The organism is Pseudomonas sp. 3MAES_34.3B, from assembly GCF_058145875.1.
This window is the reverse complement of the sequence record NZ_CM176960.1, coordinates 945,042-958,362: the sequence shown is the minus strand read 5'-3', so window position 1 is coordinate 958,362 and position 13,321 is coordinate 945,042. Positions and strand designations below refer to the sequence as shown.

Annotated in this window: 8 protein-coding genes; 2 read left to right on the top strand and 6 right to left on the bottom strand. The window is 62.9% G+C overall.

The window, feature by feature from the left end; translation table 11 throughout:
- Nucleotides 1-33 precede the first annotated feature (33 nt).
- Nucleotides 34-1,047, top strand: coding sequence for a DUF4917 family protein (locus AC3Z8Y_RS04255; RefSeq protein WP_490088596.1), 1,014 nt, complete (start codon nucleotides 34-36; stop codon nucleotides 1,045-1,047).
- Here AC3Z8Y_RS04255 and AC3Z8Y_RS04250 read toward each other — a convergent pair.
- The gene (locus AC3Z8Y_RS04250; RefSeq protein WP_490088595.1) at nucleotides 1,044-2,267 is read right to left on the bottom strand and encodes a class I SAM-dependent methyltransferase; all 1,224 of its coding nucleotides are present in this window, start codon (nucleotides 2,265-2,267) and stop codon (nucleotides 1,044-1,046) included. The genes AC3Z8Y_RS04255 and AC3Z8Y_RS04250 overlap by 4 nt on opposite strands.
- Nucleotides 2,268-2,470: 203 nt before the next feature.
- Here AC3Z8Y_RS04250 and bglX point away from each other — a divergent pair, with 203 nt between their 5' ends.
- A complete protein-coding gene (gene bglX, locus AC3Z8Y_RS04245) occupies nucleotides 2,471-4,762 on the top strand; it encodes a beta-glucosidase BglX (RefSeq protein ID WP_490088594.1) in 2,292 nt (763 codons plus the stop codon).
- A 19-nt stretch (nucleotides 4,763-4,781) separates the two neighbouring features.
- On the opposite strand, the gene AC3Z8Y_RS04240 is transcribed toward bglX, so the two are convergent.
- The 5 genes from AC3Z8Y_RS04240 to AC3Z8Y_RS04220 form a co-directional block, all read right to left on the bottom strand.
- Entirely contained in the window at nucleotides 4,782-6,422 is a 1,641-nt protein-coding gene (locus tag AC3Z8Y_RS04240) for an ABC transporter ATP-binding protein (RefSeq protein WP_490088593.1), read from the bottom strand.
- A gap of 1 nt (nucleotide 6,423) precedes the next feature.
- Nucleotides 6,424-7,446 (bottom strand): ABC transporter permease, encoded by a 1,023-nt coding sequence (locus AC3Z8Y_RS04235; RefSeq protein WP_490088592.1) that lies wholly within the window; start codon nucleotides 7,444-7,446, stop codon nucleotides 6,424-6,426.
- Complete coding sequence (locus tag AC3Z8Y_RS04230; protein ID WP_490088591.1) at nucleotides 7,446-8,510, bottom strand: microcin C ABC transporter permease YejB; 1,065 nt, start codon at nucleotides 8,508-8,510, stop codon at nucleotides 7,446-7,448. The genes AC3Z8Y_RS04235 and AC3Z8Y_RS04230 overlap by 1 nt, the downstream gene beginning before the upstream one ends.
- Before the next feature lies 1 nt (nucleotide 8,511).
- A complete protein-coding gene (locus AC3Z8Y_RS04225; RefSeq protein ID WP_490088590.1) occupies nucleotides 8,512-10,386 on the bottom strand; it encodes an extracellular solute-binding protein in 1,875 nt (624 codons plus the stop codon).
- A gap of 115 nt (nucleotides 10,387-10,501) precedes the next feature.
- Nucleotides 10,502-13,213, bottom strand: coding sequence for a TonB-dependent receptor (locus AC3Z8Y_RS04220; protein ID WP_490088589.1), 2,712 nt, complete (start codon nucleotides 13,211-13,213; stop codon nucleotides 10,502-10,504).
- Nucleotides 13,214-13,321 lie beyond the last annotated feature (108 nt).

Genomic DNA, 13,321 nt, shown 5'->3' with positions numbered 1-13,321 from the left:
CGCGCCAGCCTTGGTAACCGAATTGCTGCACCTATGGAACGAAACGACATCACCGCCGCCCTCCCCGCCTGGAAAGACACCCGCCTGGCTTCGCACTGCACCGGCTTGCTGCTGGGCAACGGTGCCAGCCGGGCAATCTGGCGAGGCTTTGCCTACGATTCACTGTTCGAACTGGCGCAGAAAGTGCGCAACCGCCCGTTGGGCCAGACTGATCAGGCCTTGTTCAAGGCCATGGGCAGCGAAAGCTTCGAGCAAGCGCTCAGTGCGCTGAACACCACCACCCGGGTGAACGCGGCGCTGGCGATCGGCGCCTCCGGGCCGCTGAACCGTTATTACGCGATCAAGGAAGCGCTTATCCACGCGATGCGCAGCGTGCACCTGCCCTGGCGGCTGTTGCCGGCGGCCACGCGTGTTGCGCTCAATGAGGCGTTGCGGGGGTACAGCCGTATCTACTCCAGCAACTACGACCTGTTGTGCCACTGGGCTGTATGGGAAGCGCCAGAAGGCTTCGACGACGGATTGGACGTAGACGCAGGGTTCGATCCGCGCAGGCCCGCTACTGGAGAGCACCAGCTGTTCTACCTGCACGGTGGCCTGCACCTGCTCAAGGACCGTGACGGTGCCACTCGCCGGCGTGTGGCTGCGGGCAGTGAGTTGCTCGATGGCTTCGCGATCAATACGCCCGGCGACGTGCCGTTGTTCGTCAACGAGGGCACCAGTGCGGACAAACTGCGCGGCATTCGGGGTTCGGATTACCTCACCCATTGCCTGGCGTCGCTGGCGAGCCATCAAGGCCCGATGTGCCTGTTCGGCCACCAGCTCAGCCGGCAGGACGCTCACTTGCTGGCCGCCCTGCGCGCAGCGCCTGTCGAGCAAATGGCCGTAGCGATCTTCCCGCTTAGTGAACCGTGGATTCTGAGCCAGAAGCAGCACTACCAGCAGCTGTTCGGTGACCGCATGGCACTGGAGTTTTTCGACGCCACCAGCCACCCGCTGGGTGCCCCTTCGCTGAACATCCCCCAGGAAAAGCCCCGGGCGCGGCGTTAGTTCGAAGGCAGCAAGCCATCGGCCTGCAGCAGGCGTTCCAGGCAGTGCTCGTTCACGCCGTAGAACGCCTTGAGGGCCTGAATGCGTGCCAGGCGTGGCGCCGCGTCCCCGGGCGCCGAGCGCTTGACTGCCAGGATCATCTTGTTCTTGCTGGTGTGTTCCAGCGACACGAACTCGAACACCTTGGTCTCATAGCCGCAGGCTTCCAGGTACAGGGCGCGCAGCCCGTCGGTCAGCATTTCGGCCTGTTGGCCCATGTGCAAGCCGAACTGCAGCATCGGGCCCAAGGGCTCTGGGCTGTGCATTTGCGGCCGCAGTTCCTTGTGGCAGCACGGCGAACACATGATGATCGCCGCCTGGCTGCGAATGCCCGTGTGAATGGCATAGTCGGTGGCCACATCGCAGGCATGCAGGGCAATCATCGCATCGATGCGGGCCGGTACCACCGTGCGCACATCGCCATGTTCGAACGTCAGCCCAGGGTGATCCAGCTCGGCAGCCGCCTGGTTGCACAGGTCGACCATGTCCTGGCGAAGCTCCACTCCGGTAACCGAGGCCTCCCGGCCTAGCCCATGGCGCAGGTAATCGTGGATAGCGAAGGTAAGGTAACCCTTGCCCGAACCGAAGTCCGCCACCCGCACGGCCGCATCCGTTGCCAGCCCTGCCTGGGTGAACGCGTGGGCGAACACCTCGATGAACTTGTTGATCTGCTTCCACTTGCGCGACATCGCCGGCACCAACGCGCCGTGGCGGTCAGTTACGCCCAACGCGGCCAGGAAAGGCCGGTCGAGCTCCAACCAGCGTTGCTTGGCGCGGTCATGCTCGGCGCTGGCCGCTGGCTGCGGTTGCTGGGCCTTGGCGCGGTGCAGGCGAGCCTTGCCCTTCTTGCCGAATTCCAGCTGCACGGTTTCATCCGTGGTTTGCAGGTGCGCGTTGCGGAACTGCTCGGGCAATGACGATGCGATCTCGGCCAAGCCCTCTTCCACCGCATGATGGCGGGTGATATCGCGGGTACGGTAGCGCAGCACGAAACCCAGCCGTGGCTGCCCCTTTACCGTAAGCGGCTTGACCGTAACGCGCTCCAGCTCCGCTTCCGCTCCCACATGACGCGCCAATACCAACTTCACCCAGCGGCCTTCATTCAGCGCCAGGCGCAACTGGTCAAGGAAAGCCGCCCGTGGGTCGTCGGTGGGCAGGGGCGAAGCAGGCGCGGCAGGCATCAAGCAAATCTCGAGAAAACGGCGGGCGGCCATTCTAAGGCATGCAGGCAAAAAGCGGAAAAACGCTCGCCAGCCGGTGCGCTGACTGGATCGCCCGGCAACGATGAGTTACAACGGTGCTCAAACAACAGTCACGGTTTTACCCCCTACCTTTGGCGACGCGTGTTCGCCGACCCTGCAGGGCCCCGCCCAGGAATGATTTCATGAAGAAGCTGTATCTGCTTGGCCTGGCCGCTGCCTTGGCCTGCCCTCCGATCCTTGCCGCCAGCACCAGCACGGATAGCGCCACCAAGGACGCATTCATCACAGACCTGATCAAGCGCATGACACTGGACGAAAAGATCGGCCAGTTGCGCTTGATCAGCATCGGCCCGGAAATGACCCACGAGCAGATCCGCAAGGAGATCGCCGCGGGCCGCATCGGCGGCACCTTCAATTCGGTGACCCGCCCCGAAAACCGCCCCATGCAGGACGCGGCCATGAACAGCCGGCTGAAGATCCCGATGTTCTTCGCCTACGACGTGATCCACGGGCAGCGCACCATCTTTCCGATCAGCCTGGGCCTGGCTTCCAGCTGGGATATGGACGCCATTGGCGTGAGCGCGCGCACCTCGGCACGGGAAGCGGCGGCGGACAGCCTGGACATGACCTTCGGGCCGATGGTGGACATTTCCCGCGACCCCCGCTGGGGCCGCAGCAGCGAGGGCTTTGGCGAGGATACCTACCTGGTGTCGCGCATCGCCAAGGTGATGGTGGAGGGTTACCAAGGCAAGGACGTCAGCGCCCCGGACAGCATCATGGCGGCAGTGAAGCATTTCGCTCTGTACGGCGGTGTGGAAGGCGGCCGCGATTACAACACCGTGGACATGAGCCCTACCCGCATGTACCAGGATTACCTGCCGCCCTACCGCGCCGCGCTGGATGCCGGAGCAGGCGGGGTGATGGTCGCGCTCAACTCCATCAATGGCGTACCGGCCACGTCCAATACCTGGCTGATGCAAGACCTGCTGCGCAAGGACTGGGGCTTCAAAGGCCTGACGGTGAGTGACCATGGCGCGATCATCGAACTGGTCAAGCATGGCGTGGCACGGGACGGCCGCGAGGCGGCGAAGTTGGCGATCCGCGCCGGCATCGACCTGAGCATGAACGACATGGTGTACGGCCAGGAATTGCCCGGCCTGGTGAAAACCGGCGAGGTGCCGGAAGCCGAGATTGATAATGCGGTGCGCGAAGTGCTGTCGGCCAAGTACGACATGGGCCTGTTCGCCGACCCGTACCGCCGCCTCGGCAAGGCGGAAGACGACCCGGCCGATACCAACGCCGAAAGCCGCCTGCACCGCGAAGAAGCCCGTTCGGTGGCCCGCCGCTCCATGGTGCTGCTCAAGAATGCTCGCGACACGCTGCCGCTGAAGAAGGGCGGCACCATCGCCGTGGTCGGCCCACTGGCCGATGCGCCGATCGACATGATGGGCAGCTGGTCGGCTGCGGGCCAGCCCAAGCAATCCATTACCCTGCTGCAGGGCATCCGTGACGCCGTGGGCAATCAGGCGCAAGTGGTGTACGCCAAGGGCGCTAACGTCACCAACGACCGCAACAGCCTGGCGTTCCTCAACCGCATCATCTTCGACCGTACCGAAGTGGACGTAGACCCGCGCTCGGCTCAAACGATGATCGACGAAGCCCTGAAGGCGGCCGCTGGTGCCGATGTGATCGTAGCGGCGGTGGGAGAATCCCGCGGCATGTCCCACGAATCCGCCAGCCGCACTACGCTGGAAATTCCGGCACCACAACGGGCCCTGCTCACCGCACTGCGCGCGACGGGCAAGCCGCTGGTGCTGGTATTGATGAACGGCCGTCCGCTGTCCCTTGTGCAGGAAACCCAGCAAGCCGACGCCATGCTCGAAACCTGGTTCAGCGGCACCGAAGGCGGCCATGCCATCGCCGACGTGCTGTTCGGCGACTACAACCCATCGGGCAAGCTGCCGGTCACCTTCCCGCGCTCGGTGGGCCAGGTGCCGATGTACTACAGCCACCTGACCATTGGCCGGCCGTTCATTCCCGGCAAGGCGGGCAACTACACCTCGCAGTACTTCGATGAAGACACCAGCCCGCTGTTCCCCTTCGGCTACGGCCTGAGCTACACCACCTTCGATGTGTCTGACGTTCACCTTTCCGCCAACCGGCTCAAGCGTGGCGAAACCCTCAAGGCCAGCGTAACCGTGCGCAACACCGGCAAGCGCGACGGCGAAACGGTGGTGCAGCTGTACCTCCATGACGTTGTGGCCTCCATGGCACGGCCGATCAAGGAGTTGAAGAACTTCGAGAAGGTGTTCCTCAAGGCCGGCGAGCGCAAGGAAGTCACCTTCGAGCTCAGCGAAGACGACCTGAAGTTCTACAACACTCAGCTTCAGTACGCCGCCGAGCCAGGTGACTTCGATGTGCAGATCGGGCTGGACTCGCAGGACGTGAAGCAGGCGCGGTTCGAGTTGTTCTAAGGCGGGATCTAATCGGCCGCTACGGAGGCGCCAGGCAGTCCGTAGCAGCCGGCCTTGGCCGCGACCCGTGTTCGGCGGGCTGTTCGCCCAACCCGGACGCCGCCATCAGCTCCCGGGTATAGGGATGTTCCGGCGCAGCGAAGATCCGCCGCGCCGGGCCCTGCTCTACCACCTTGCCCTCCCGGATCACGATCAGGTCATGGGCCAGGGCACGTACCACCGCCAGGTCATGGCTGATGAACAGGTACGTCAGCCCATGCCGCAGCTGCAATGAGCGCAACAGCTCGACGATCTGCTTCTGCACCGTGCGGTCCAGGGCGGAGGTGGGCTCGTCGAGCAGGATCAGGCCGGGCTCGAGCACCAATGCCCGGGCAATCGCGATGCGCTGGCGCTGGCCCCCGGAAAACTCATGGGGGTAGCGATGGCGAGTGTCAGGGTCCAGCCCCACCTCGCCCAGCACCCGGATCACCGCGGCCTCCTGCTCGGCGGGGGTGCCAATACTGTGGGTAAGCAGGCCTTCGGCAATGATTTGCGCCACCGACATGCGCGGGCTGAGGCTACCGAACGGGTCTTGAAACACTACCTGCATCTGCCGCCTGAATCGGCGCATGGCAGCCGGGTTTTGCAGCGTGAGCTGAACGTTGCCGAAGCGCACGCTGCCCTCACATTCCACCAGTTGCAGGATCGCCTGGCCAAGCGTGGACTTGCCCGAACCAGACTCGCCCACAATGCCCAGGGTTTTACCCTTGAGCAGGGAAAAGCTCACACCGTCCACCGCCTTGATGTATGAGCGCTCTGGGCTGAACAACGGCTTTGGCGACGGGAACCATACCCGTAGCTCGTCGACGGTGAGCAGGAAGTGGTCGAACAGCACCGGCACCGGCCGGCCGCTGGGCTCGGCCTCGATCAGCAGGCGGCTGTAGGGGTGCCGGGGCTGAGCGAACAGATCGTCGGTAGCGGCCTGTTCCACAACCTCTCCAGCACGCATCACGCACACTCGCTGGGCCACTCGTCGTACCAGGTTCAAATCGTGACTGATCAATAGCAAAGACATGCCCAGGCGCGCCTGCAGATCGCGCAGCAGTTCGAGAATGCGCTGTTGCACAGTCACGTCCAGCGCAGTGGTGGGCTCATCGGCAATCAACAGGTCCGGCTCGTTGGCCAGGGCCATGGCGATCATCACCCGCTGCCGTTGGCCACCGGACAGCTGATGCGGATACGCCTTCAAGCGCTTGGCGGAATCGCGGATACCCACCAGTTCCAGCAGCTCAAGGACCCTATTTCGCGCCGCGGTGCCACCCAGGCCTTTATGCACAGCCAGCACTTCACCAATCTGCTTTTCCACCGTATGCAACGGATTCAAAGATGTCATCGGCTCCTGGAAGATCATTGCGATACGGTTGCCGCGCAATTCGCGCAAGCGCCCCTCACTCGCGCCCACCAGGTCCTCACCGTTGAAATGAATACAACCCTGAGTACGCACCTTCGCCGCCGGCAGCAGCCGCAGGATCGAGTGAGCCGTTACCGATTTGCCTGAGCCGGACTCGCCCACCAGCGCCAGGCACTCCCCCCGGCGAATGTCGAGGCTTACGCCGTGCACCACTTCGCGCTCGCCGAATGCGACGCGCAGATCCCGGATTTCGATCAGGTTGTCGTGCATGTCAGCTCCTTGGGTCGAACGCATCGCGGCAGGCTTCGCCAATGAACACCAGCAGGGACAAAATCAGCGCCAATACGCAAAACGCGGTAAGGCCCAGCCAGGGTGCCTGCAGGTTTTGCTTGGCTTCGCCCACCAGCTCCCCCAGCGACGCTGTGCCTGCGGGCATGCCGAAGCCGAGAAAATCCAGTGCGGTGAGGGTGGAGATGGCGCCAGTCACAATAAACGGCAGGTAAGTGAGGGTGCTGGTCATGGCGTTTGGCAGGATGTGCCGGCGCATCAATGCGCCATCCGTCAGGCCCAGCGCCCGGGCGGCTTTCACATACTCCAGGTTGCGCCCCCGCAGGAACTCCGCCCGTACCACATCCACCAGGCCAAGCCAGGAGAACAGCGCCATGATCCCCAGCAGCCACCAGAAACTGGGGACCACAAACCCGGACAGGATGATCAACAGGTACAACACCGGCAGGCCGGCCCAGATTTCCTGCAGCCGCTGCCCGACAAGGTCAACCACCCCGCCGTAGTACCCCTGGATCGCACCGGCGAATACACCGATTACCGTGCTGATAAAGGTCAACAACAATGCAAAGAGGATCGACACCCGCGCGCCATACAAGGCGCGGGCCAGCACATCCCGGGCCTGGTCGTCGGTGCCCAGCCAGTTCTGTGCGCTGGGCGGGCTGGGCGAAGGCGCGGTGAGGTCCCAGTTCACCGATTCGGGCCCGAACGGGATAGGCGGAAACAGCATCCAGCCGTGTTTGCTGGCAATCAGTTGGCGCACGTACTGGCTGGTGTAATCCGGCTCGAAAGGCAGTTCGCCGCCAAAATCGGTCTCTTGGTAGGTGTGGAGAAAGGGCATATACCATTGCCCCTCGTAGCTCACCAGCAACGGCCTGTCGTTGGCCAGCAACTCCGCGCACAGGCACAGCAGCAACAGGCCCAGGAATAGCCAAAGCGACCACCAGCCCCGGCGGTTGGCCTTGAACGCCTGAAGGCGCCGTTTACCCAAGGGGGAAAGCGAGAACATCAGGCGGCCCTCCGGGAAAAGTCGATACGGGGGTCTACCAGCGTGTAGCACAGGTCACCCACCAGCTTGATCAGCAGCCCGAACAAGGTGAACAGGAACAGCGTGCCGAACACCACGGGGTAGTCCCGGGACACGGCCGCGTCGTAGCTCATGCGCCCCAGGCCATCGAGGTTGAACAGGGTTTCGATCAGCAGCGAGCCCGCAAAAAACACGTCGATCAGCGCCTGCGGAACCCCCGCCAGCACCAGCAACATGGCATTGCGAAACACGTGGCCATAGAGCGTGCGCCGTTCAGTGAGCCCCTTGGCCCTGGCGGTGGTCACGTACTGCCGGCTGATCTCGTTGAGGAAGCTGTTTTTGGTCATGATGGTGAGCGTGGCGAAACCACCGATCACCAATGCGCCTACCGGCAGCACCAGGTGCCAGAGGTAATCCAGCACCTTGCCGGTGAAGGGCAACTGATCGAAGCCCTCCGACACCAGCCCCTGCACGGGAAACCAGCTCAGGTAACTGCCACCGGCAAACACCACGATCAGCAGGATGGCGAACAGAAACGCCGGCATGGCATAGCCGATGACGATCGCTGTGCTGGTCCATACGTCGAACCGGCTGCCGTGATGCACCGCCTTGCGAATGCCCAGCGGGATCGACACCAGGTAGGTGATCAATGTGGCCCATAAGCCCAGCGAGATCGTGGTGGGGAGCTTTTGCGCGATCAGCTCGGTCACCGGCGCCCCGCGAAAGAAGCTGTTGCCAAAATCCAGCCGGGCGTAGTGCTCGATCATCAACCACAGGCGCTCGTGCATAGGCTTGTCGAAGCCGTAGTGCCGTTTGATTTCTTCGATCAGGGCGGGGTCTAGGCCCTGGCTGGAGCGGCTGCCCCCTCCCCCGGCCATTTCGCCGCCACCGCCGCCCACGCCTTGCTTGCTGGCGCCCTGCAGGCGAGCGATGGCTTGATCCACCGGCCCGCCCGGCGCGGCCTGGACGATCACGAAGTTCACGACCAGGATGCACAGCAACGTAGGAATGATGAGCAACAGGCGACGCAAGATGTAGCGCGGCATATCAGTGCCCCTCCGTGTTGTGCGCCAGGGCGCTCATTTGCAAGGTGGTAAGCGGCGTTGCGCTCACTTGCCACCAGGTGTCCAGGCCCACGTCGTAGGCAGGCGGCGTGGCCGGCATGCCGAACCGGTTGAGGAACGCCACCGGGGTGCCTTCGCTGTAGTAGTTCTGGATCGCGTAATAGCCCCACTGCAGCACGCGATCGAGCGCGCGGGCGTGATGCACCATGTCACTGCGGCTGCTGGCACTGACCAGGCCGTCGATCAGCGCGTCCACGGCGGGGTCTTTCAACACCATGAAATTGGAGCTTCCGGGTTGGGTTGCGCTGGCCGAGCCGTAAAGGCTGTAGAGCTCGCGACCGGGAGAAACGATCGGGTCGCCACTGCGCGGGAAAGTCACCACGATCATGTCGTAGTTACGGGCATTCATCAGGTTGTTGTACTGCGCACCGTCGATGCGGCGCATTTCCAGCTCGATTCCGATCTGCGCCAAGGTGCGCTTCATGGGCAACACCAGCCGGTCGAAGCCGCCCTGCCCGTCCAGGAAGGTGAACTTCAGTTGTTCGCCCTGGGCGTTCACCAGGCGATTGTGATCCGGGTGCCAGCCCGCCTCGGCGAGCAATTTGAGCGCTTGCAGCTGCTTGTCGCGGATATAGCCGCTGCCATCGGTGGCAGGCGACTGGTACACCTGGGTGAACACCTCCTCGGGGATCCTCCCCCGCAGGGGTTCAAGGATTGCCAGCTCCTGGGCATCGGGCACTTGCGTGGCCGCCATTTCACTCTTGGGGAAGTAGCTGCTCTGGCGCCGGTAGAAGCCGCGCATCATGTGCTGGTTCGCCCAGTCGAAATCCCACAGTAGCGTCAGGGCTTCGCGCACCCGCCTGTCCTGGAAGATCGGCCGTTGCAGGTTGAACACAAAGCCCTGGGCCGCCACCGGCCGGGGCTTGGCCAGGATAGCCCGTTGCAGGCGGCCATCTGCGAGCGCAGGGCTTTGATAGCCCACCACATAGCCACTGGAAGAAAACTCGCGGTTGTAATCGAACGCCTGGGCTTGAAGCAGTTGGCGCGCGACTTCGGTGTCAGCGTAAAAATTCACCGTCAGGGTGTCGAAGTTGTACATCCCTCGACTCACGGGCAGGTCTTTGGCCCACCAATCCTTGACCCGCTCGAAGGTAATGCTGCGGCCCGGGTCCACCCGGCTGATGCGATAGGGGCCGCTGCCCAGCGGCGGTGTGAAGCCGCCACCGCCGGCAAAATCGTGGTCTTTCCAGTAGTGCTCCGGCAAAACTCGCATGGAAGCCAGGTCCAGCGGCAAGGTGCGGTTGAGGTTGCTTTTGAAGTTGAAGCGCACCTGCTGCGGCCCCTCTACCACCACGTCGGCCACATCGCCATAGAGCAGGCGGTAGCTGAGGCTGGCCTTGGTTATCAGCTGATTGAAGGTGTAAGCCACATCCTGTGCGGTAATGGGCGTGCCGTCATGGAAGCGCGCACGCGGGTCCAGATAGAACCGCACCCACATACCCCCAGGATCCTGCTCCATCTTTTCGGCCACCAACCCATACACCGTGTAGGGCTCGTCCAGGGAGCGATAGGCCAGGGGCGAATACAGCCAGGTGTCCACTTGGCTGACTGCGGTGCCCTGGTCGTTCGTTGGCATGATGTAGTTGAATTGGGCAATTTCCTCGGAGGAGCGGCTCAGCGAGCCGCCCTTGGGGGCCTCGGGGTTCACGTAGTCAAAGTGCTGAAAACCCACCGGGTACCTGGCCGGCTCGCCATACACCGTCATGGAAGTCACGGGCATCGCTTGGGCGCCCGACACGTATAGGTACAGCGCGGCTGCCATCGATAGCCAGCGCGGCAAAACAGAGTGCAGTTGCATAACCGGACGTCCTCGAACGCACACACATAGCGCCTGAAAAAAACCCTGACCGGCTGGCCAGGGGTGCCGATCACAGGCAATCGAGCGGGCCGGAGCGCAGCCCGCCGAAGGTCCCTTAGAAGTGGTAGGTGGCCCGGGCGAACAGCGTGCGGCCCAGCGGGTCGGTGTAGCGTGGGTCGTAGCCGCTCTGGAACGTGTAGTTCTGGTTGGAGAACGGCGGGTCGCGGTCGAGGATGTTCTTCACCCCTACGTCCACGTCCAGGGTTTTGGCGAAGGTGTAGCCTGCGGCCAGGTCCCAGAGCATGTATGAGGCCACATGGTCATTGGTGGTGCGGTCGTAGTCGTTGTAGCCCGAGGTGTAGCGGTTGGTGACCGAAGCGCGCGCCGGCCCGTAGGTCCAGGAGCCAGTGATGTTGTGTTTCCAGCGGGCCGCCACGCCGTAGCCCTGGAAGTCGCCCACCCGGTCGATGTAGGCGCCATCGATGGTTTGCTGGTAGTCGTAGCGGCTGACGTAGGTGCCTTGCAGGTCCACGCCAAACTGGCCGAACGGGGTGGCCGGGAAGCGGTAATTCAGGCTCACGTCCACACCGCTGGTTTTCACGTTACCCAGGTTGGCCAGGCCCGTGATGATGTGGTCGATAGAGCCATCCGCCGCCCGTACGATGCGATCGCTGTAGAGCTCGGGGTGAGCGAACACTTCGGACTCGGGAAACTCTTCGATCTGCCCGGCGATCTTGATCCACCAGAAGTCCAGGCCCATCGAGAGATTGCGCACCGGTTGATACACGAAGCCTGCGGTGACGTTACGGGCGGTTTCCGGTTTCAGGTCCTGGTTGCCGCCCGTGTTGTTGAGGAACTGCTGGTTGCAGTCGCGGCCGCCGTTACCACCTGGCTGCAGCGTACCGCCCGTGCACAGGCGAGGATCGTTGTAGTTGCCTTGGGTGAACGTGGTGTAGGTAGGGTTGTTCAGCTCATACAACGAAGGCGCGCGGAAGCCCTCGCTGTAGGCACCGCGCATTACCAGTTCCTTGAAGGGCTGGAAGCGGAACGAGTACTTGGGGTTGGTGGTACTGCCGAAGTCGCTGTACTTGTCGTGCCGCACCGCTGCGGACAATTCCAGGCTGTCGAACACCGGTACGTTGATCTCGGCATATTCGGCGCTGATGCTGCGATCGCCCGACACCGAGCTGTTCGGGTCTACGCCAAGGCTGGAAAGGTCGCCCGCGAAGTCTTCCACCGTTTCGTGGAATTTCTCCTTGCGGTATTCACCGCCTAGCGCCAGCCCTACCGGGCCCGCGCCGAACCAGTCGCCGATTTCCCGGGTGAGCTTGCCGTCCATGGAGGACACGCGCCCCGTGGAAACCGCATAGGTCCCGTGGTAGGTATTGGCGTCGATGTACGCCTGGCCGGCTTCGCTTTGAGGGCCGAAGGGGTTGAGCAGCCCGCTGTCCAGGCCGGCAATCATGGCTGAGTCGCTGACGTAGCCGTTGGTGACCTTGTTGTACACCTGGTTCTGGTTGTACCCGGCGCCAACGTTATAGTCCCAACCCGCCACCGTGCCGTCGAAGGTCAGCTGGAAGCGCTGGCTGGTGTTCTGGTCCTTCGATTCGCGGTCCCCCGCTGCGGTCTCGCGCCAGTTCACATCCACCGGCTGGGTGGGGTCCAGGGCGAAGTCCGTTGGCGCTGGCGTGATGCCGTTGCCCGGGTAATACGGCGAACTTGGTGACAAGCTGAGGCCGGTCAAAGGCGCGGGCGCCACGCTGGTACTGTTGTTATTGCGTGACCAGAAGTAATCCAGGCTTACGTTATGGTCGTCTGCCAGTTTGCCTGTGGCCTTGCCAAAGAAGGACGTGGCTTCGGTCTGCGGCAGCAGGTCGATGGAATTGCGCGTGCTGTAGCGGCACACGCCGTCGCTGGCGATCTGGTTGGCACCACTGCACGCTGGCGCCAGGGGGTTGGTGGCATTGCCGTTCTGGCTGTAGTTGGCGGGGAAAGAGGTGCCGGAGGTGTTGTCCAGGCCACGGCCCGGCACGTAGTCCTTGTCGAAGCTTCGGTCATTGGCGTCCAGGTTTTGCTGAGTGCGGTAGTTGAACACGCCCATCACATTGAACCTGTCCTGCTCCAGGTCACCGTAGCCCCAACTGCCGCTGATGTCCTTGCTGCCACCGCCGCCATCTTGGGTGGGGGTTTCGCCGCCGAGAGTGAGCGTGCCGTCGGTGAGGGATTTCTTGGTGATGAAGTTGATCACGCCGCCGATCGCGTCGGTGCCGTACAACGCCGAGGCGCCGTCGCGCAGGATTTCTACCCGGTCGATAGCCGCGAACGGGATCATGTTGAGGTCGACCGCGCCGCCTTGTGAGGTGGTGCCGGACATGGCGTTGTTGGCCAGGCGGCGCCCGTTGAGCAATACCAGGGTTTTGTTGGCACCAATACCGCGCATGTCGGCGAAGCTAGCCCCGCCGGTGGCAGCGCCTACGGAGCCGGCGGAGTTGCTGATCGAGTTGCTGCCGGTTACTCGCTGCATCAATTCGGCGGTGGTGGTCACGCCCTGCTTTTCCAGGTCGGCGGTACGCAAAATGGTAATCGGCACAGCGGTTTCGGCGTCCACGCGGCGAATGGCCGAGCCGGTTACTTCAACCTTTTGCAGCTGGGTGGTCACCGGCGCCGGCACTATCACCGCTGCTTGCGCGCTGTTGGTTTCTTCGGTGCTGTCAGCGGCATACACGCCGCCCATGCCCATGGCCATTACGTAAACCGGCACCATGCGATGCCGTTGCAGGGTGGTAACCAGAGGCTTGAGGGTAAACCCGGGAAAGCTCATCAACATGTTAACTTCCGATTGTTCTCAGACGTTGATTGAAATGGCCTTGTGAGCCCTGTTTGCTCCGGGTAGGTTTTGCCGGCCCCGGAAATTTCCTTTCTTCAAACAAGCCGC